This window comes from Geomonas diazotrophica, from assembly GCF_019063885.1.
Lineage (GTDB): Bacteria > Desulfobacterota > Desulfuromonadia > Geobacterales > Geobacteraceae > Geomonas > Geomonas diazotrophica.
Window position 1 is genome coordinate 2,400,642 of sequence record NZ_CP077684.1, and the last position, 20,139, is coordinate 2,420,780.

The 20,139-nt window shown below is 61.1% G+C and carries 15 protein-coding genes; 2 read left to right on the forward strand and 13 right to left on the reverse strand.

Annotation, left to right across the window (positions count from 1 at the left end; all coding sequences use genetic code 11):
• The first annotated feature begins 264 nt into the window (after window positions 1-264).
• Together KP003_RS10445 and KP003_RS10450 are read left to right on the forward strand one after the other, a co-directional pair.
• Entirely contained in the window at window positions 265-2,589 is a 2,325-nt protein-coding gene (locus tag KP003_RS10445) for a PAS domain-containing hybrid sensor histidine kinase/response regulator (RefSeq protein WP_216791859.1), read from the forward strand.
• Window positions 2,586-3,629, forward strand: coding sequence for a response regulator (locus KP003_RS10450; protein WP_216499015.1), 1,044 nt, complete (start codon window positions 2,586-2,588; stop codon window positions 3,627-3,629). Before KP003_RS10445 ends, KP003_RS10450 begins: the two co-directional genes overlap by 4 nt.
• Window positions 3,630-3,884: 255 nt before the next feature.
• Here the strand turns inward: KP003_RS10450 and KP003_RS10455 are convergent, their stop codons facing one another.
• From KP003_RS10455 to KP003_RS10515, 13 genes are all read right to left on the reverse strand, one after another.
• Window positions 3,885-5,339: a sigma-54-dependent transcriptional regulator gene (locus KP003_RS10455; protein WP_216499016.1), complete on the reverse strand. Its 1,455-nt coding sequence runs from the start codon at window positions 5,337-5,339 to the stop codon at window positions 3,885-3,887.
• Between the two features lie 148 nt (window positions 5,340-5,487).
• Window positions 5,488-5,733 carry a hypothetical protein gene (locus KP003_RS10460; RefSeq protein ID WP_216499017.1) on the reverse strand — a complete coding sequence of 82 codons (246 nt, stop codon included), beginning with the start codon at window positions 5,731-5,733 and terminating at the stop codon, window positions 5,488-5,490.
• Between the two features lie 99 nt (window positions 5,734-5,832).
• Window positions 5,833-6,813, reverse strand: coding sequence for a class 1 fructose-bisphosphatase (locus tag KP003_RS10465; protein WP_216499018.1), 981 nt, complete (start codon window positions 6,811-6,813; stop codon window positions 5,833-5,835).
• A 387-nt stretch (window positions 6,814-7,200) separates the two neighbouring features.
• Window positions 7,201-10,215 (reverse strand): L-glutamate gamma-semialdehyde dehydrogenase, encoded by a 3,015-nt coding sequence (pruA, locus tag KP003_RS10470; RefSeq protein WP_216791861.1) that lies wholly within the window; start codon window positions 10,213-10,215, stop codon window positions 7,201-7,203.
• 476 nt (window positions 10,216-10,691) lie between these two features.
• Window positions 10,692-12,137 (reverse strand): sigma-54 interaction domain-containing protein, encoded by a 1,446-nt coding sequence (locus KP003_RS10475; protein WP_216499020.1) that lies wholly within the window; start codon window positions 12,135-12,137, stop codon window positions 10,692-10,694.
• Between the two features lie 82 nt (window positions 12,138-12,219).
• Window positions 12,220-13,131 (reverse strand): EamA family transporter RarD, encoded by a 912-nt coding sequence (gene rarD / locus KP003_RS10480; RefSeq protein ID WP_217300677.1) that lies wholly within the window; start codon window positions 13,129-13,131, stop codon window positions 12,220-12,222.
• Window positions 13,132-13,252: 121 nt separating this feature from the next.
• Window positions 13,253-14,620: a sodium-dependent transporter gene (locus KP003_RS10485; protein ID WP_217300678.1), complete on the reverse strand. Its 1,368-nt coding sequence runs from the start codon at window positions 14,618-14,620 to the stop codon at window positions 13,253-13,255.
• A 309-nt stretch (window positions 14,621-14,929) separates the two neighbouring features.
• Window positions 14,930-15,412: a YbaK/EbsC family protein gene (locus KP003_RS10490; protein WP_216499023.1), complete on the reverse strand. Its 483-nt coding sequence runs from the start codon at window positions 15,410-15,412 to the stop codon at window positions 14,930-14,932.
• A gap of 126 nt (window positions 15,413-15,538) precedes the next feature.
• Window positions 15,539-16,474 (reverse strand): DMT family transporter, encoded by a 936-nt coding sequence (locus tag KP003_RS10495; RefSeq protein ID WP_217299563.1) that lies wholly within the window; start codon window positions 16,472-16,474, stop codon window positions 15,539-15,541.
• 1 nt (window position 16,475) lies between these two features.
• Window positions 16,476-17,177 carry an ABC transporter ATP-binding protein gene (locus KP003_RS10500; RefSeq protein WP_217299564.1) on the reverse strand — a complete coding sequence of 234 codons (702 nt, stop codon included), beginning with the start codon at window positions 17,175-17,177 and terminating at the stop codon, window positions 16,476-16,478.
• Window positions 17,170-17,943: an ABC transporter ATP-binding protein gene (locus KP003_RS10505; RefSeq protein WP_216499026.1), complete on the reverse strand. Its 774-nt coding sequence runs from the start codon at window positions 17,941-17,943 to the stop codon at window positions 17,170-17,172. Before KP003_RS10505 ends, KP003_RS10500 begins: the two co-directional genes overlap by 8 nt.
• Before the next feature lie 34 nt (window positions 17,944-17,977).
• Window positions 17,978-18,877 carry a branched-chain amino acid ABC transporter permease gene (locus tag KP003_RS10510; protein ID WP_216499027.1) on the reverse strand — a complete coding sequence of 300 codons (900 nt, stop codon included), beginning with the start codon at window positions 18,875-18,877 and terminating at the stop codon, window positions 17,978-17,980.
• A gap of 5 nt (window positions 18,878-18,882) precedes the next feature.
• Window positions 18,883-19,758 carry a branched-chain amino acid ABC transporter permease gene (locus tag KP003_RS10515; RefSeq protein WP_216499028.1) on the reverse strand — a complete coding sequence of 292 codons (876 nt, stop codon included), beginning with the start codon at window positions 19,756-19,758 and terminating at the stop codon, window positions 18,883-18,885.
• Between the last annotated feature and the right edge of the window lie 381 nt (window positions 19,759-20,139).

Below are 20,139 nucleotides of genomic sequence, written 5' to 3' on the forward strand. Positions count from 1 at the left end.
AGGCAAACAAGAACAAAAACAACAGGAATCGGGGAAAGGGATGGGCAAGAGAGGTGGTGCGCACGCTGTATTCTCCTTTGCGGCCTGGAGGGTTGCAAGATTCATAGCACACTCCGCAGCCAATTAGTAGCCAAGAAAGCAGATCCATATTCTTTCCTTTTTTTATAAAAATTGCCGTTCGGCTAAACCTATCAGAACAGCCGGCCGATAAGAAGGTGCAGGTAGGACTCGAACCAGATGCAGAGACGCGAGGGGCCCGACCAGATGAAACATCCACTGCGCATCCTGATCGTAGACGACTCTCCCGAGGACGCCATCCTCATCGTTCGGCACCTGCAGAAGGAGTTCTCTCCCATCTATGAACGGGTCGAGACCCCGGACGAGATGAACGAGGCGCTGGACCGCGGGGGGTGGCACCTGGTCGTCTCCGACTACGTCATGCCCCGTTTCAGCGGCCTTGGGGCGCTGCAGCTCATGCACGAGCGCGGTGTCGACCTCCCCTTCATCATGGTGTCCGGCCAGATGGGAGAGGATGCGGCCGTCGAGGCGATGCGCGCCGGCGCGCACGACTACCTGATCAAGGACCGCCTCTCCCGGCTGATCCCGGCCATCAAGCGGGAGCTGAGGGAAGCGGAGGTGCGCCGCGAGCGCCGCATGGCGGAAGAGGCCCTGTCCGCCACCGAGGCGCGCTTCCAGAGCCTGGTGGAGCAGTCTCTGGTCGGCATCTTCATGCTTCAGGAAGACGTCTTCATCTACGCCAACCCGAAGCTCGGCGCGATCTTCGGCTATGATCCCGACCAGCTGATCGAGAAGAGAAGCCTCCTCGACCTGGTCGCGGCGGACGACCAGATCCGGGTGCTGACCCGGTTCCTGCGCCCGCTCAAGGAGGGAAGCGAGCCGCTGCACATCTTCTTCCGCGGCAGGCGGCAGGACGGCACGGCCATCGACCTCGAGGTCAACGGCACCAGGACCCTGATCAACGGCTCGGACGCGGTGATCGGCACCTTGCTCGACATCACCGAGCGGCGTCGCGCCGAGGCTGAACTGAGTAAGTTATGGCGTGCGGTGGAACAAAGCCCGGTCTCGGTGGTGATCACCGACCTGCGGGGCCACATCGAATACGTGAACCCGAAGTTCATCGAGGTGTGCGGCTACTCGGAGCCCGAGCTGATCGGCATGAAGACCAGCATCCTCAAGTCCGGCAACATGAACGACGAGTTCTACCGGGATCTTTGGCAGACCATCTGCTCCGGGAAGGAGTGGCACGGCGAGCTGCACAACAGGAAGAAAAACGGCGAGCTGTTCTGGGAGAGCTGCTCCATCTCGGCGGTCAAGAACCCGGAGGGGCAGATCACCCACTTCGTCGGTGTGAAGGAAGACATCACCGAGAGAAAGCTGGTCGTGGACCAGTTGCGGCAGGTACAGAAGATGGAAGCGGTCGGGCAGCTCGCCGGAGGGATCGCCCACGACTTCAACAACCTGCTCACCGTGATCAACGGCTACAGTACGCTCCTGCTCCGGGCCCTGGACGAGAAGTCGCCCATGCACAAGGAGGCGGAGCAGATTCTGCGTGCCGGGGAGCGCGCTGCGGACCTCACCAGGCAGCTCCTCAGTTTCAGCCGCCGGCAGATCATGGAACCGCGGGTGCTGGACATCAACCGCCAGGTGAAATCGGTCCAGAAGATGCTGGAGCGGCTGATCGGCGAGAACATCCGGCTGGTTACCGCACTCGCGCCGGATGCCGGACTGATCAAGATGGACCCGGGGCAGCTGGAGCAGATCGTCATGAACCTGGTGGTAAACGCACGGGACGCCTCCGATACCGGCGGGGTGATCACGGTTGAGACCACGAACTGCGATCTGGACGACGGCTACACGCATCGCCACCCCGGCTCCCAGGTGGGGAGTTTCGTGAGGCTCAGCGTGACCGACCGGGGCCAAGGGATGACCGAAGAAGTGAAGCAGCGGCTTTTCGAGCCGTTCTTCACCACCAAGGAAATGGGGCGTGGCACCGGGCTCGGACTGGCCACCGTGTACGGCATCGTTAAGCAGTGCGGCGGCTACATCGAGGTGATCAGCGAGCCGGGGCAAGGGGCGCGATTCGACATCTACCTGCCGCGCACCTTCCAGGAGGAGGAGTCCCTGGGCAAGCGGCAGCTCGACGAGGACATCGACACCGACCACACCATCCTGGTAGTAGAGGACGAGCCCGGGGTGCTGAACCTGGTGGTGCACACCCTGAGGATGCGCGGATTCAGGGTGCTGGAGACGACGGACCCCGAACAGGGTATCGTCCTGTTCGATCAGCACGCCGATGAGATCGACATGCTCCTGACCGACGTGGTCATGCCGTTCATGAGCGGCCCTACCCTGGCCGAGCACCTGCTGGCCAGGAAACCGAAGCTCAAAGTGCTTTTCATGTCTGGACACACAGACAACAGGACCAGCTTCGAGAAGAAGCTGGAGAGAGGGATGCAGTTCCTGCCCAAACCCTTTGCGAGTGACGCCCTGATCAGAAAGGTGAGGGACACCCTGCAGGGGACCGGGTCGCAAGAAGTGACCCGGGCGATTCCAGGAGGTAGCAATTGAAAGGGAACATACTCATAGCCGACGACGAGGACATGATCAGAGAACTGATCAACATCACTCTGTCCAAGGAAGGGTTCACCTGCTTCCAGGCCGGTAGCGCGGAAGAAGGTTTGGACATAATCAACAGCCAGCAGTTGGACCTGGCCCTTTTGGACATCATGATGCCCGGGCGCTCAGGGATCGACCTGCTCAAGGACATCAAGCAGGTGACGCCGGACACCACGGTGCTGATGATCACCGCCATGAACGACATGGACACGGCCCTTTCCTGCATCCACAACGGGGCCGAGGACTACATCACCAAGCCCTTCAACCTGGACCGAGTGCTTCTGACCGTGAAGAACACCCTGGAGAAGCGGCGCCTGGTCATGGAGAACAAGGAGTACCAGGCCAACCTCGAGCTCAAGGTACGCGAGCAGACCGAGGTGATCAGGAGCGTCATGGGCGAGATCAACCTCGCCTACGAGCACACCCTGGCGGCGCTGATTCGGGCGCTGGACGCGAGGGAAAAGGAGGTCGGGTCGCACTCCGAGCGGGTCATGGCCTACACCTGCCTGCTGGCGGAAAAGGCGGGGATCGGGCCGGAAGAGCGGATCATCATGGGCAAGGGGGCCCTTTTGCACGACATCGGCAAGATCGGCGTGTCCGACAACATCCTGTTGAAGCCGGGAAAACTGGACGACGAGGAGTGGAAGGTCATGCGCCAGCACCCGAAGATCGGCTACGACATCCTGGCGGGGATCAAGTACTTCACCGACGCCGCTGAACTGGTTCTGTTCCACCACGAGCGCTACGACGGCGCCGGCTACCCCCACCGCGTGGCCGGCGAGACCATCCCCATCAGCGCGCGCATCTTCTCGCTGGTGGACACGCTGGACGCCATGACCTCGGACCGCCCCTACCGCAAGGCCCTGAGCTTCCAGGCGGTGCTGGACGAGGTTGTGCGCTGCTCGGGTCAGCAGTTCGACCCGAAGCTGGTGGACGTGTTCCTCTCCATCCCCAAGGAGGAGTGGGAAAAGGCGGCGGGGAAGACCCTGTAACCGGGAACAGGTCACTGGGCGAATGTTTTTTCGCCTCCCCTGTAACCGCAAACGCCACCCTGTAGGGGCGAATAATTATTCGCCCAGCCCTGGTGCACACAGGATTGCCCTGGCAGACAAAGAACAGGCAGGACAAAGAACAGGCAAGACAAACAACAAGGGCGAATGATTATTCGCCCCTACAGGAACACCCCAAAAAAAGAGCCGGCGGACCATCTGGTCCGCCGGCTCTCTTCTTCTCTGCCCATCTTATCGCTAGGACTGCTCGCCCAACCCGATCCGGTAGCGCTCGAGGCGGTCGCGCAGGGTGTTGCGGCTGATGCCCAAAAGCTTCGCGGCGAAGACCTGGTTGTTGTTGCTCTTCTCCATGGCCATGTGGATGAGCGCCTTCTCAAGCCCCATGTTGACACTCTCGTAGATGGCCCCCTTGTTCTTCGCGCAGATGCCGTCGAAAACGGGCTCCAGCATGCTCCAGAACACCTCGTAATAGTCGCCGCCCACCACCTCGAGGTCGACTTCCTTAAAGCCGGCCTTGGCGGTCAGGAAAGACTCGAAATCGCCGGGAACGAGGATGTCGCCGCGGCAGAATACTACCGCGGAGTTGATCACGTTCTTAAGCTCCCTGATGTTCCCCTCGAACTGGTGGTTCATCAAAAGCGACATGGTCTCGGGAGCGACCCCCTTCACGTTCTTGCCGTACTTCTTGGCAAATTTCTTCACGAAGAGGTCGACAAGCAGCGGGATGTCCTCGGTACGGTCTCGCAAAGGCGGCAGGAAGAAGTTCACCACGCGCAGGCGGTAGAAGAGGTCCATCCTGAAGGACTTCTCCTTGACGGAGGCAAGCAGGCTTTTGTTGGTGGCGGCGATGACGCGGACGTCAACCTTGATGGTCTCGTTCCCGCCTACCCGCTCGAACTCCTGGTTCTCCAGGACGCGCAGGAACTTGCCCTGGTTGGCGAGGCTCATCTCCCCGATCTCGTCCAGGAAGATGGTGCCGCCGTTGCATTGCTCGAACTTGCCGATGCGGCGGGAATGGGCATCCGTGAAGGCGCCCTTCTCGTGGCCGAACAGCTCGGATTCGAGCAGAGCCTCGGGGAGCGCAGCACAGTTGACGGCCAGGAAGGGACGGTTCTTGCGGCGGGAGTTGTTGTAGATGGCGCGGGCCAAAAGCTCCTTGCCGGTGCCCGATTCCCCCTGGATGAGGACGGTGGCGTCGGAATCGGCGACGCTGCCGACCATCTTCCAGATCTCGATCATCTCCGGAGAGGAGCCGATCATCAGGTCTTCGCTGAGGTCTTCCTCGGCCTGGGGTCGCTCCCTGGTGTAGCGTACCTTGCGGCTCAACAGGTTGCACTCCAGCGCCTTCTTGACCGCACCCTTCAGCTTGCTCATGTCAAAGGGCTTGGTGACGTAGTCGAAGGCGCCGTGCTTCATGGCCTCGATCGCGTTCTGGGTGGTCTTGTAGCCGGTGGCCATGATCACGGCCAGACCGGGGTCGATCTTCTTCGCCTCCTTGAGGACCTCGATGCCGGACTTCTGAGGAAGGCTGATGTCCATGATGGCCACGTTGGGACGATCGGCGATGATGCGCTTCAATGCTCCTTCGCTGTCGCTTTCCAGCAGCAGTTCGTATTCCTCGCCCGTGAAGATGGTCTTCAGCATGAGCAGGATGTCGTGATCGTCATCCAAAATGAGCAGTTTAGCAGTCATGGCCGGTCCCCCCGATGGGCTATTATAATCCGCCCCGGTCTTTTGCCAAGACCGGGCGTAGCGAGGCTGAATGAGTCCTACCGGTGATACCAAAAGAACCGCCTGAATAAAGCGGTTCTCCCGGTTTTACATCTAAGGAACGAAGCTGTTACTGTTCGTCATCTTCGTAATCGTCGTCACCGAAGGCATCAAGGTCGTCAGCGTCCTCCTCCTGGTCCTCGTCGAATTCGTCGGCCAGGTACTGCGGACGGTCGTCCTCCTCCTTGATAGCCTCGAAGCGGGCCAGGATCGCGGGATTGGTGCAGAAGCGCCCGTCCTTGCAGGTGCAGGTATCAAGGTCGCAGAGGTCAAACAGCTGGATTTCGCTGCACAACCTTTTGGTACTAGTAGTCATTTCTTACCTCAGGAATTGCTGATTAATACAATTATCGCCATACTGCTTGACAACTTTAGCTAAAAAACGTCGCAGGACGACCAATAGTACAACAAAACGCTAGCCGTTGACAAACGATGCCGCAGCGGCCGGCACACCTTCCTGGTCGAGGAGGAAATCGGTGGCCGCCTTCACGTCGGACTTGCAGCCGATGTAGATCGGCGCCCTCTGGTCCAGCGACTCGGGGACGATGTCGAGGATGGGGATAGTGCCGTTGCTGGCGGCGCCGCCGGCGTGCTCGATGATGAACGCCATCGGGTTCAGTTCGAACAGCACGCGCAGCTTGCCGTTTGGCGAGCCCTTCAGGGCCGGGTACATGAAGATCCCCTTCCCTTTCATCAGCACCTGGTTGATGTCCGGAACGAAGCCGCCGGAATAGCGCAGCTTGCACCCCTTGGCCTCCAGGTGGCGGATGAACTTCTCGTCGCCGTCGTTGTACTTGTTGCGCAGCCCGCCGGGAGCGTAGATGTTCCCCTCCTCCTGCATCCTGATGTTCTCGCGGGTCAGGGTGAACTCCATCAGGTTGTTCATGGTGAACTCGTGCACGCCGTCGCCCACGGTGTAGACCAGGGAGACCCTCGGTCCGTACAGGATGTACATCGCCGCGACCTGGTTGCGGCCGGGCTGGAGCAGATCGCATCCTTCGTAGATGGAGACGATGGTGCCGACGGCCAGGTTTACGTCCACCAGCGAAGAACCGTCGAGGGGATCATAGGCGACCGAGTAGAGCCCGTCGGCGCTAGCCTGGGCCTGGTAGATCTCGTCCATCTCCTCGGAGGCGATGTTGCAGACCACGCCGGAGTGGATGAGACGCTTGCGCATGATGCGGTCGGAGAGCACGTCGAGGGCGAGTTGCTCCTCGCCGTAGAGGTTCGAGGTACCGGCGACGCCCAGGTCACCGGTGCGCACCGCGTTGATCACGTATTTGCTTGCCTCGGCAATCTCACAGATGAGGTGGACGAGGTTGTCGCTGATGTTCTGGCCGCGCAGGTGACGGCGCAGCTCAATCTGGAATTTCGACGTTCCCGGTGCAGCAGGCATAGGTCCCTCCTAGATTAAATTAAAATTATTTTACGACCCGGTAGATTAAGTCAAAAAAGGCCACAAAGCAAGCAAAAAAGGGCGTAATGAGGCGACCTGCGGCAACGGATTTGGTAAACAAAATTGGCCATATTGTGAGAGCAATAGGTTAGGAGTTCCCCCATCCCCTCCGGGAGGGGGTGCCCGCAGGGCGGGCGGGGGAGACGCCGAAGGGGTGCTTCCGCGCCGTCAGCGGCGCCCTCACCCCGCCCTCTCCCGTCGGGGGGGGAGTGTGGCAGCAGCAGGTTGCAATGCCATAGAAAAGGCGCCTGCACTGTGAAAAGTGCAGGCGCCTTCGTTACCACGGTTGTTTCTGTAGGGGCGAATAATCGTTCGCCCGCATTTCCACTACGCGACCCAGTCGTCGTCCTCCTCGACCGGTGCGAAGCCGCGGCGCATGGTGTTCTCGGTGACCACCCTCGGATCCATGAAGTGCAGCAGGTAGTCGTGACCGCCCGCCTTGGTGCCGACGCCGGACATCTTGGAACCGCCGAAGGGCTGGCGGCCGACCAGGGCGCCGGTGTTGTTGCGGTTCAGGTAGAGGTTGCCGACCCGGAACTGGCGGCGGGCCTGGGCCAGGTGCTCGGGGCTCCTGGAGAAGACGCCGCCGGTCAGGGCGAACTTGGTGGAGTTGGCCCACTCTATGGCCTGATCGAAGTCCTTCGCGCGCATCACGGCGAGGACCGGTCCGAAGATCTCCTCCTGGGCGATCCTGTGCTCCGGCTTGATGCCGCCGACGATGGTCATCGGCACGTAGTAGCCGCCGTCACTGGGGACCTTGCTCTCGTAGAGCACATGCCCTTCCTTCTTGCCGATCTCGGCGTATTCCTTGATGGTCTTCATCGCCTTGTCATCGGCGACAGCTCCCATGTAGTTGGCCGGGTCCTCGGAGGGGCCGACCAGGGTCGCCTGGGCCATGGAGACCAGACGCTCGACGAACTTGTCGTACACAGCATCGAGCACGATGACGCGGGAGCAGGCCGAGCACTTCTGCCCCTGGAAACCGAAGGCGGAGTAGAGCACATGCGGCACCGCCTCGTCCAGGTCGGCGTCGTCGTCGATGATGATGGCATTCTTGCCCCCCATCTCGCAGACGATCTTCTTGACGTTCTCCTGCCCCGGGTGGACCTTCGCGGCGCGCTCGATGATCCTGAGGCCGACCTCCATGGAACCGGTGAAGGCGATCAGGGAGACGTCCGGGCTGTCCACCAGGTAGTCGCCCATGACCGAGCCGCGCCCCGGGGTGTAGTTGAATACCCCTTCCGGGAGCCCCGCCTCGCGGAACAGTTCCACGATGTGGTAGCCGATCACCGAGGTGAGGCCGGAGGGCTTGAACACCACGCAGTTACCGGCCACGATGGCGGCGCTGGTCATGCCGAGGCTGATGGCGAGCGGGAAGTTCCACGGCGCGATCACCGCGGCGACCCCTTTGGGCTCGTAGAAGTAGTGGTTCAGCTCGCCCGGCGCGTTCCCCACGCGCTTGGGGGTACCAAGGGTGATCATCTCGCGGGCGTAGTACTCCAGGAAGTCGATCGCCTCGCAGACGTCGGCGTAGGCCTGGTCCCACTGCTTGCCGACTTCCAGCACCTGCCACGCGGAGAGCTCGAAGATGCGGCGGCGCGCCACGGCGGCGGCCTTGATCAGGTACTGGGCGCGGTCCTTGGGCTCGGTGTCGCGCCAAGCCGGGAAGGCCTTCTTGGCGGCGGTGATGGCGTCGCCCACTTCCTTGGTCCCGGCCTGGCAGATCACGCCGATGGTTTCGGACGGCTTGTTCGGGTTCACCGACGGGATGGTGTCGGCGGTCTTCACTTCCTTGCCGTTTATAAAGAGCGGGTAGGTCCTGCCGAGCTGCTTACGAACTTCGGCGATCTCCTTCGGGAACGCGGCGCGGTGATCGGCGCGGGTGAAGTCGACCATGGCCTCGTTGTAGAACGGCTTCAGGCCTGCGGGCCCCTTGGCTTCCGGCTTCTTGTTGGCGGCGCGTGCCGCGCGCTCGCGCTGGGCCGTGACCTCCGGGTCCTCGAGCAGGCGCTCGATCTGTGCATCCTCGGCGAAGCTCTGGCGCAGGAAGGACTCGTTCGCCGTGTTCTCCAGCAGGCGGCGCACCAGGTACCCCATGCCCGGCACCATGTCGCCGTACGGGCAGTAGAGACGGATGCGGCCGGCAACCTTCAGGATGCCCCTTCTGACCGGCTCGGCCATGCCGTAGAGCACCTGGAACTCGTAGCGTTCTTCGGGAACGTTCAGGTCCTTCGCCATCTCCATCACGGCGGAAATGGTCCTGATGTTGTGGGAGGCACAGGCGAAGTGGCAGATGTCCGAGCTCTCCAGGATCATCTTGGCCTGGCGCTCGTAGGCCGCGTCGGACTCCGCCTTGATGGTCCAGACCGGAATCGCCCAGTCGTTCTGCTTGGCCTTGACGGTCTCCATATCCCAGTAGGCACCCTTCACCAGGCGGACGGAGATCTTGACCTTGTTCTGGCGTGCCCAGGTCAGCAGCTCCGGAAGGTCCTTGTCGGTATCCACGAGGTAAGCCTGGAGCACGATGCCGAACTGGTCGTAGTTGGGGAACTCCAGCTTAAGGCGCTTGTACACCTCGATGATGATGTCCTTGTGGCGGTAGGACTCCATGTCGATGCAGAGGAAGCCGTCCAGTTCCATGACCTTCTTGGCGATCTTGCGGACGCGGTCCAGGATGGCGACCACCGACCCCTCGAAGTCCTGCGGGTTGGCGAGGCAGAAGAGCGCGGTCGGCTTGACGGCCACGTTGACCTTCGGCGCGTGTCCCCAGTCGAGGTTGGCGTCCCCCCCCTTGCCCGGCAGCGGCTTCCACTCCTTGTATTCCTTCTTGAGCGAGTCGAGGAGCTCTAAGTAGGTGTTCATGTAGATGTCCGCTTCCTTCTCGGAAAGCGTCGCCTCACCCAGCACGTCCACCACGAACGCGAAGCCGTCCTTTCTCAGACGCTCCATGTTCTTGATGGCTTCCTTGGTGTTCTCGCCCACGATGAACTGGCGGGCCATCTCCTGGATGTTGGTGGTGAGGAACTTGTTCAGCACGGCCCCGCCGAAGGAGCCGAGCATGCCCGCCACCTTGGCGCCGGTGGAAAGGACCGGCGGCATGTCCTTCTCCTCGCCGAAGTACTCGCGGATGTGGTCGGTGAGGAGCTTACCGGTGGTGAGGGACGGGAAGACGTCGACAAAGCGGAACATCTGGATCTTGAAGGTTTCGTTCTTCATGCTCCAGTCCATCACCTTGCCCATCCAGGCGCCCTTGTTGAAGAGGGACGGCTTCTCGCCGGAGATGGTGGAGAAGAACTCCTTGCCCCGTGCAATGACTCTGTTGTTCAGTTCGGTGTTGTTCATCCAAAGGCTCCTTTATTACAGGTTGTTCCAAGAGGAAATCATAAACGTGTAAAGCCAGAGCACAAGCTGTGCCATCAGTATACGATTTCGTTCCTGGTGGAGACACGGAGGGGGTAAGCGGGATGAAAGAGCAGTCGGGAAAAGACGTTTCATCCAGCTAAACGGCCGGAAGTATTATAGCATTGCTGGAGGAAAAGGTAATCCGAGGCGGAGGAATTATAGAGAACGGAATACGGGGAGAGACAATTCACAATGGAGGGAATAGAAGCAGGAGGCCGATCAGAATATGCAGCATTGCATAGCCATTCAGTCACTGGGATTGCCAGGTACACTGTAGGGGCGAATAATCATTCGCCCCCCCGTGCCGCACCAGCGCCGCCCATGGCATGGGCAATCGTAGCGGCACCAGCGCTGGGCGAATAATTATTCGCCCCTACAGGATCATGCCACCCGTAGCAAAAGGTTGCCCGGTCGCCCTACGCGATCCCGTGCTTCTTCAACTTCCTGGCGATGGTCGACTGGTTCACCCCCAGCGCCTCGGCCATGCGCACCTGGTTGCCGTGCGTGGCAAGGGCCTTCTCCAGAACCGCCTTCTCCACCTTGTCCAGGGTCTCCTGCAGGGTCACCTCGTCGTGCCACACGCCCCCTGCCCCGGTCGGCGCTACGCCGCCGGAAGCGATCTCGGCCGGCAAATCCTTGACATCGATAAGGTCGGTTTCCGTCATGACGACGAGCCTCTCGCAGATGTTCATCAACTGCCTCACGTTGCCGGGGTAGTCGTAGGCCAGCAGGGCGTCGGAGGCGGCCCGGGTCAGCCGCTTGCGGATCGAGTCACGCGCGCCGAAGAAATCGACGTAGTGCCGGACCAGCGGCAGGATGCAGTCCCTGCGCTCCCGAAGCGCCGGCACGTGGATCGGGATCACGTTCAGACGGTAATAAAGATCGAGCCGGAAGGTGCCGTCCTTTACCATCTGCTCGAGATTGCGATGGGTTGCGGCCAGGATCCTGACATCCAGCGTCCGCGCCTTGGTCCCTCCCAGGCGGACCACGCGGCCGTTTTCCAGGAAGCGGAGCAGTTTGACCTGGGCCGCCTGCGGCAGTTCCGCTATCTCGTCGAGGAAGAGGATCCCGCCGTCGGCCAGCTCAAGGTATCCCGGCTTTCCGCTCACCTGGGCACCGGTGAAGGCGCCTTTCTCATAGCCGAACAGTTCGGATTCGATGAGGGACTCGGGAATGGCGCCGCAGTTGATCTCGATAAGCGGCTTGTCCGCGCGGCTGGAGTTCTTGTGAATCAGCTCCGCGATGAGCCCCTTGCCGACACCCGACTCGCCCAAAATCAGCACTGTCGAGTTCACCGCGCTCACCTTCTGGGCCTGTTTCAGGGCATTGACCATGAGGGGGCTGCGGGCGATGACGCTGCGGGAGGCGAGGTCGGCCTGCTGCATCTCGAGCATGTGGCTTCTGAACTGGTCTCTGAGCGCCTCCTGTTCCTCCAGTTCTCGCTGCAGGTTATCGATCTCGGTGACGTCCCGCTCGCTCACCACGACCCGGATCACCTCGCCGTTGGCGTCCAGGACCGGGGTGCCGGTGGAGATCAGCTTGCGCCCCTGGCGGTTTTGCAACTGGCTGACCACCTTCCCTGTGGTAAGCGCCTCGAGCGCAGCCGAACGGTCGATGAACCCCTGGTCCAGGAGCTCGTGCATGTTCTTCCCCACCACCTCGGGAGCCGTGATGTTGTTGATCCGCTCAGAGGCCGGGTTGATGCGGATGACGACGGCATTGGCGTCGCAGATCCAGAGCCCGTCGGAAGACGAGTCGATAATGGCATCGAGCTCCCGCGTCAGATCCTGGAAAGCGCGCATCTGCCGCGCCATCTCCTCCAGGTCGTGTCCCAAGATCGATCCAGTGAGTGCTTCAGTCATACAAACCTCCGGCAAAAGTTGCGCCGGCAACCATTATGCATAAACGCATTAGATATGCAACAGGGAATATCAGATGACTGAATCAGCCCCTGACACTGCGGTAGGCGTGCAGGGAGTAGAGTACCAGGCCGGCCCAGATGAACAGGAAACTGATCAGGTGGGTGTGGGTGAAGGTCTCTCCGAAGATCGTTATGGCGAGCAGGAAGTGCATGGTGGGGGTGATGTACTGCAAAAAGCCGATGGTGGCCAGACGAAGCTTCTTCCCGGCCGCGGCAAAGAGCAGCAGAGGAATCGCGGTAATGATGCCGGACATCGGTATCAGCACATCGAGGGTGAGGCCGTGGGTGAGGAATATGCCGGTTCCCTTCTGGTTCAGTTGCACCAGGTTAAAGAGCGCAAACGGCATCAGGAGCAGAGTCTCCACGGTAAGCCCGACCAGCGGCTCGACGTGCAGCACCTTCCGGATCAACCCGTAGAGCCCGAAGGAGAGCGCGAGGAGCAGCGAGATCCACGGCACGCTGCCGTACTGGATGGCAAGGTACAGCACACCGGTGGCGGCCAGAGCCAAACTGATCCATTGCGGACGCTCAAGCCGCTCCCGCAGGAACAAGAAACCGAGGAGCACGTTCACCAGCGGGTTGATGAAGTAGCCAAGGCTCGACTGCAATACCTCGCCCACGCTGATGGCATAAATGAAAACCAGCCAGTTGGTGGCGATCAGGATCGTGGTGACAAACAGGATGGCAAGCGACTTGGGGCGCTTCAGGACCGCGATCGTCCCGGGCCAGGCGCCCTTCCAGGTGATCAGCAGGAGTAAAAAGGCGAGGGACCAGACGACCCGGTGCGAAACCATCTCCAGGGGGGGGACGATCTTCACCGACTTGAAGTAGACCGGGAAGAAGCCCCAGCAAAGGTAAGCCGCCAGGCCGTAGATTACGCCCTGGCGGCTTTTTTGTGCAGCGGTGAGCTCGGTATTATCAGTGGTATTGCTCATTTGACAGGCCCATTTCTCGTCCCCGGGAGGGGAGAGGTCGGGAGGGGGGAACGCCTTAGGCGAAAAAGCGATCCCCTTCCCGCACCCGGGCCCCTCCCCTCCAGGGGGAGGGGGACCAGGACTAGATGATCTTAAGTCCGCGCAGCAGGATGACGGTGATGGTGAGGGGTGCCACGTACTTCACGAGGAACAGGAAGATGCTGATGATGGCGCCGTTTTTCAACTGGCCGTCATTGGAGAGAGCCGCCCTCACCTTCTCCTCGCCCCATACCCAGCCCACGAACAGGCAGATGAACAGGCCGCCCACCGGCATCAGCAGGTTGGAGGTCAGGAAGTCGTAGAAGTCGAACATGGTCATGCCGAACAGCTTGAAGTTCGCCAGGACGCTGTTGGAAAGCGCGGCGGTCGAGCCGATCAGGGCCAGGAGGATCACGGTCAGCGCGGTGGATTTGAAGCGGGACATGCCGAAGCGCTGGTGCAGGTAGGCCACCGGGACCTCGAGGATGGAGAGCATCGCGCCGGTGGCGGCGATCGCACCGAGCACGAAGAAGAGCACCACGAAGACGTTTCCAAACGGCATCTGGGAGAACACCGCCGGGATGGTGATGAACAGCAGCGACGGCCCTGCCTCGGGCTTGAAGCCGTAGGTGAACACGGCCGGGAATATGGCGATGCCCGCCAGGATGGAAACGGTCAGGTCGGCAAGCATGACGCGCAGCGCGGTCATGGGGATGTTCTGGTCGTCGCGGAAGTAACTGCCGTAGGTGATCATGGTCCCCATCCCCACCGAGAGCTTGAAGAAGGCCAGGCCCATGGCCGTCAGCACCACGCCGCCGGTCACCTTGGAGAAGTCGGGGCGGAACAGGAACTCGAGGCCGGCAGCGGCACCGGGGAGCGTGAGGCTCCTGACCCCGATCATGACCAGGATCAGAAACAGCACCGGCATCAAGCGCTTGGTGGTCTTCTCGATCCCCTTGGAGACGCCGGCGACTATGATGGCGCCGACGAAAACCAGCACCAGGCACTGCCAGAACACGGACTGCACCGGGTCGGTGATCAGCTTTTCAAAGCCGGCCGAGGTGACCTTGGGATCGGAGGAGAGCACCGCGCCGGAGGCTGCCTTGAAGATGTAGGCGAAGACCCAGCCTGCGACCTCGGTGTAGAAGGCGAGGATCAGGAAGGCCGAGAGTACGCCGGCCGCGCCGATGAGCGCCCAGGATGCGTTCTTGGGGTGCAGCACCTTGAAGGTGGTGAGAGCGTCGGACTTGGAACGGCGCCCCAGCATGAGCTCGGCGACCATGACCACGAGGCCCGCCATCAGCGTCGAGAGCAGGTAGACGATGATGAAGGCGGCCCCGCCGTTCAGGCCGGTCAACGCGGGAAATTTCCAGATGTTGCCCAATCCTACCGCCGAACCAAGCGTTGCGGCGATGACTCCTAAACCCGTGGTGAAACTGTCCCGTGCCTTGGTTACTGTTACGTTTTGCATGTTGGTGCCTGTGTCCTTTGCTCTGCTTCTGGGTATATTAGCGGCAGCATTGCCGCGACTGCTTTCTCTGTGACGGCGGCAATGCCGCCTGGGCGAATGATTATTCGCCCCTACAACGAAACCATCTCCTACCATCTCTTCATCGCCCCCAGAGAGGGACCGAATGAGATTCTTCTGTAGGGGCAAATAATCATTTGCCCAGCGATGGTGCCCCATTCGTGCAGACGGCAAGTGAGACAACTGTGCGCGATTGAGGGGGGCTAATAATTATTCGCCCCTACAGTGGATCCGCTGCAACGCGGACGACGCCTATTTTTTGATGGCGGCGACCTGCCCCGCCGTGATGTGGCAGAGCTGCTCCGGGGTCAGCGCGAAAACGGCGTTGGGGGTCCCGGCGGCGGCCCACAGCTCCTGGTAACCGAGGAGGTCCTCGTCGATGAAGGTGGTGAGCGAAGCGGGGTGGCCGACCGGCGAAACCCCGCCGATGGCGTAGCCGGTCTGCTCCCTAACGAAGTCGGGCGTCGCCCGCTCGATCTTCTCCCCCACCAGGGCTGCCAGCGCCTTCTCGTTCACCATGTTGGCGCCGCTTGCCACCACGAAGACGGCCTTGCCGCTCTCCTTGCCGCGGAACACCAGCGACTTGACGATCTGCCCCACTTCACACCCCACGGCGTTGGCCGCATCCAGGGCGGTGCGGGTGCTCTCGCCGAATTCCTTGACCCGGCAGTCGATGCCGAAGCCGTTCAGTGCATCCTGTACCCGTTTCGCGCTTGCGCTCAAGTTACTATCCATGCGTTCGTTCCTCCCGTGCTGTCAGTTGATTGAACGTTCCCAGTTCCAATCCCCCCTTCTCCCTCTGGGTGAGGGATGAGGTGAGGGCGGTGCTCGGGACACCACTGTCGCTTGGTTGCTACGCCTTCACCCCTGCCCCTCTCCCGAAGGGCGAGGGGATGACTCGGCAGGTTTGTCGCTTTTGGCCGTCACCCTCGTGAAGAGAAACAGCCCGGCAAAGATGATCGCTCCTCCCAGAGCCTGGCGCGGGGTCGGGTTCTCGCCGAGGAACACGGCGGCCCACAGGATCGCCCCCAGCGGCTCACCCAGAATGCTCACCGAAACGACGGAAGCCTGCACGTAGCGCAGCACCCAGTTGAACACGGTGTGCCCCAGGATGGTGCAGACCAGCGCCAGCGCCACGAAGATAAGCCAGTCCTGCGCCGGATAGGGATAAAAGGGGACGCCGCCTATAGCTGCCGCGGCGGTCAGGGTCAGTGAACTCGCGCCGTAGGTCACGAAGGTGTAACCGGTCAGCGGCACCCCGTGGCGCAGCCTCCTGCCGATCAACAGGTACCCGGACACCATGACCGCGGCGAAGAGCGCCAGCAGGTCGCCGATGAAGGCCTGCCGTCCGACCTGGAAGTCGGTCGCGCCGATAACGACACTCCCCACAAAGGCAAGGAAACATCCATAGAGCGCCTTGCGCGGCACGCGCTCCTTGAAGAAGATCCAGGAGCCCAGCACGACGAAGAGCGGCTGGGTGGTGACGAGCACCACGGAACTGGCGATGGAGGTGTACTTGAGGGAGATGAACCAGGTGACGAAGTGCAACGCCAGGAAAACGCCGCTGGCGGCTGAGAGGCCGACCTGGCGCGCGGTCATGCCGCGCAGGGCCGGGGCGCCGCCCCAGAGGGTGAAGGGCGCCAGGAAGCAGAAGGTGAAGATGAGCCGGTAGGCAGCTATCACCAGGGGGGGAGCCGTGCAGACCCTCACCAGTATGGAGGAGAAGGAGACAGCAAAAACCCCTACCAGGATGGCCAGGTAGGGGTTGATCCAAGGTTTGCTTGTGGTGTAAGACACCCTACTCTCCCAGGTATGCCTTTCTCACTTCGGGGTTGGAGGCGAGTTCCTTGGCGTCGCCCTGCAGCACCACCTCGCCGGTCTCGAGGACGTAGGCACGGTGGGCGATGGAGAGCGCCATGTTGGCATTCTGCTCGACCAGGAGGATGGTGGTGCCGCTGGCGTTGATCTCCTGGATGATCTGGAAGATCTGCTCGACCAGCATCGGGGCAAGGCCCATGGAGGGCTCGTCCAGGAGGAGGAGTTTCGGGCGGGACATGAGGGCCCGACCCATGGCCAGCATCTGCTGCTCGCCGCCGGAAAGGGTCTTGGCCGGCTGCTTCTTGCGCTCGTTCAGGCGCGGGAAGCGCTGGAAGATCTTCTCCATGTCGGAGGCGATCTCGTTGTCGCTTCTCGTGTAGGCACCCATCTCGAGGTTCTCGAGCACGCTCATCTTGGCGAAGACGCGGCGCCCCTCGGGGACCTGGGAGATGCCCAGCTTGACGATCTCGTGCGGAGGAAGCTTGGTGATCTCCTTGTCGAGGTAGGTGATCTTGCCGGCAACCGACGGGACGATGTTGGAGATGGTGTTCAGGATGGTGGTCTTGCCCGCGCCGTTGGCGCCGATGAGCGCCACGATCTCACCCTGGTTGATCTGGAAGGAAACGTTTTGCAGCGCCTTGATGGCGCCGTAATTCACGCTGATATTTTCTACCTTAAGCATCCGCTGCTCCTTTGCCGAGATACGCCTCGATGACCTTCGGGTTCTTCCTGATCTCCTCGGGAGTGCCCTCGGCGATCTTGACCCCGTAGTCGAGAACGGCGATGCGGTGCGAGATGCCCATGACGAACTTCATGTCGTGCTCGACCAGGAAGACCGTGACGCCGGTATTGCTGATGGCTTTCACCATCTCGGCCAGGACCTGCTTTTCCTGCGGGTTCATGCCGGCGGCCGGCTCGTCCAGGAGGATGATCTGCGGCTTGATGGCCAGGGCGCGAGCGATTTCGAGGCGGCGCTGCTCGCCGTACGGGAGGTTCCCCGCCAGCTCGTACGCCTTGTGGGTCAGGTCTACCTGCTTCAGGCAGGACATGGCCAACTCCTTGAGCTCGTTCTCCTCGCGGCGTACCCAAGGGAGGAACTTCAGCGCTGCGCCGGTCAGGTCGAAGCTCCCCTGGGTGTGGGCGCCGATCAGGACGTTTTCGAGGACGGTCAGCTGGGTGAAGAGCCTGATGTTCTGGAAGGTCCTGCCGATGCCGGACGCGGCGATCTTGAAGGCGGGCTTGCCGGAGATGCTCTCGCCCATGAAAGAGATCTGACCCTCGGTCGGGGTGTAGATGCCGGTGATCAGGTTGAACATGGTGCTCTTGCCGGCGCCGTTGGGCCCGATCAGGGCCATGATGTTCCCCTTCTCGACCTCGAGATTTACCTTGTCTACGGCGACCAGGCCGCCAAAGCGGATGGTGACGTTATCGAGTTTAAGAATAGCCATGCGTTACTCTCGTTTCGTGAGTTATTTTCGTAAATTACTTCCCGGCCGGCTTCCTGCCCACCGCGCGCAGCAGCAGTTCGGTGACGTTGACGCCGCCGAGGAGCCCGTTGGGACGGAACACCATCAGGAACACCAGCAGCGCGCCGTAAACCAGCATGCGGTACTGCGACATGAAGCGCAGGAATTCCGGAGCCGAGGCAAGCACGGAGGAACCGATGACCGCACCCGGGACACTGCCCAGGCCGCCCAGAACCACCATGGCCAGGATGTCGACCGATTTCAGGAAGCCGAAGTCAGAGGGGTTGATGTAGCTCAGGAAGTGGGCGTAGAGACCGCCGCCGATGCCGGCCATGAAGGAGCCCAGCGCGAAGGCCTGGATCTTGTAGCGAGCGGTGTTGATCCCCATGGCGTCAGCCGCGATTTCGTCCTCGCGGATCGCCTTCAGCGCGCGCCCGAAACGGGAGTTCTGCACGAAGGTGACCAGGATGATGGCCAGGATGGCGACCACCCAGACGTAAATCGGCATCGGTATGGAGGTCTTGGCCGGCGGAACGGTGAGGCCGAGTGCCTTGTTGGTCGGTTCGAAGTTCAGGAAGAAGACCTTGACGATCTCAGCGAAGCCCAGGGTGCAGATGGCCAGGTAGTCGCCGGTAAGCCTCAGGATCGGGAAGCCGATCGCCGCTGCCACGATGGCGGTCACCACACCGGTAACGGCCAGGTTGGCCGCGAAGGGAAGGCCGGTCTTGATGGTCACCATGGCGCTGGTAAAGGCGCCGATGCTCATGAACGCGGCGTGCCCCAGGGAGAGCTGCCCGGTGAGACCGGTGATGACGTTAAGCCCCAGCGCCAGCACGATAGCGATGCCGACGTTGACGAGGATCTGCAACATGTACGGGTCGACTGAGCCGACCAAGCTGTTCAGGAAGTCTGCCATCGAATCTATACCTTCTTTGTAATTTTTTGGCCGAGGAGGCCGGTCGGCTTGACGAGGAGGACCAGCACCAGGATGGTGAAGGCAATGGCGTCACGGTAAGACGAGTAGCCGATGGCGACGCCGAAGACCTCGGAGACGCCGAGCAGCAGGCCGCCCAGCATCGCGCCCGGAATGGACCCGATCCCGCCAAGGACCGCGGCGGCGAAGGCCTTCAGGCCGGCCATGAGCCCCATGTTGAAGGAGACCGCGTTGAAGAGGACGCCGACCAGCACCCCGCCGGCGGCGGCGAGCGCAGAGCCGAGGGCGAAGGTGAAGGAGATGACGCGGTTCACGTTGATCCCCATCAGCGCCGAGGTGTTGTAGTCCTCGGAGGTCGCACGCATCGCCTTGCCGATCTTGGTCTTCTGAACGATGAACTCGAGGCCCATCATGAGGACCGCCGAAACGCCGATAATGAGGATCTGCAGGGTGGAGATGTCGGCGCTCCCGACATGGATCTGCCGCACCGGGAAGGCGCCGTCCGGGAAGCCCTTGGCGTCTGCACCGAATACCATCAGCGCCAGCGACGAGAGGAAGATGGAAACGCCAATCGCGGAGATCAGCGCGGAAAGGCGGGACGACTTCCTCAGGGCGCGGTACGCGATCAGTTCGATGAGGACACCCATGATCATGCAGAAGATCATGGCACCGATGATGGCGACGAAGACGTTGACCTTGAAGTAGGAGACCAGCAGCAGTCCGATGAAGGCCCCGACCATGAAGATCTCGCCGTGGGCGAAGTTGATCAGGGTGATGATCCCGTACACCATGGTGTAGCCGAGGGCGATGAGCGCGTAGACGCTCCCCAGTGCCACGCCGTTTACTAGCTGTTGTAAGAACATGTCGACTTCCTTCCGACTGGATTTGTCTGACCAAAAGCCCGCACCCTGCTACCGGGCGGATCTTCAGGTTAAAATTTTCTCAAAATAGAACAAAGGAATAGCTAACGACGTATACCATAAGCACTTGGAAATAAGCAAGCTATTGGTAAACCTGGTGCTACTCGCAAAATGGAACCGGAGCCGAGAATAAAACAAGAGCAGACCTTCTAATGAGTGGCCTGACCCTCGACCGCGCGACACTTTACAACAGCTGGATCTGTTTCGCAACGTTAAACTTTTGATTAGGACAAAAAACGGCCCCGCTGCATGCGGGGCCGTAGCTGGTTCCGGGCCAGATTGTCATTTTAAAACAGCGGCTGAATTCCTTAACTCTTATCCTGT

Excerpts from the sequence above, each read along its gene's own strand:
- KP003_RS10505 (WP_216499026.1), bottom strand. The coding sequence starts at position 17,943 with ATGGCTATTCTTAAACTCGATAACGTCACCATCCGCTTTGGCGGCCTG.
- KP003_RS10460 (WP_216499017.1), bottom strand. The coding sequence starts at position 5,733 with ATGACTACTAGTACCAAAAGGTTGTGCAGCGAAATCCAGCTGTTTGAC.
- rarD (WP_217300677.1), bottom strand. The coding sequence starts at position 13,131 with ATGAGCAATACCACTGATAATACCGAGCTCACCGCTGCACAAAAAAGC.
- KP003_RS10500 (WP_217299564.1), bottom strand. The coding sequence starts at position 17,177 with ATGCTTAAGGTAGAAAATATCAGCGTGAATTACGGCGCCATCAAGGCG.
- KP003_RS10455 (WP_216499016.1), bottom strand. The coding sequence starts at position 5,339 with ATGACTGCTAAACTGCTCATTTTGGATGACGATCACGACATCCTGCTC.
- KP003_RS10485 (WP_217300678.1), bottom strand. The coding sequence starts at position 14,620 with ATGCAAAACGTAACAGTAACCAAGGCACGGGACAGTTTCACCACGGGT.
- KP003_RS10475 (WP_216499020.1), bottom strand. The coding sequence starts at position 12,137 with ATGACTGAAGCACTCACTGGATCGATCTTGGGACACGACCTGGAGGAG.
- KP003_RS10515 (WP_216499028.1), bottom strand. The coding sequence starts at position 19,758 with ATGTTCTTACAACAGCTAGTAAACGGCGTGGCACTGGGGAGCGTCTAC.
- KP003_RS10465 (WP_216499018.1), bottom strand. The coding sequence starts at position 6,813 with ATGCCTGCTGCACCGGGAACGTCGAAATTCCAGATTGAGCTGCGCCGT.
- pruA (WP_216791861.1), bottom strand. The coding sequence starts at position 10,215 with ATGAACAACACCGAACTGAACAACAGAGTCATTGCACGGGGCAAGGAG.
- KP003_RS10510 (WP_216499027.1), bottom strand. The coding sequence starts at position 18,877 with ATGGCAGACTTCCTGAACAGCTTGGTCGGCTCAGTCGACCCGTACATG.
- KP003_RS10490 (WP_216499023.1), bottom strand. The coding sequence starts at position 15,412 with ATGGATAGTAACTTGAGCGCAAGCGCGAAACGGGTACAGGATGCACTG.
- KP003_RS10445 (WP_216791859.1), top strand. The coding sequence starts at position 265 with ATGAAACATCCACTGCGCATCCTGATCGTAGACGACTCTCCCGAGGAC.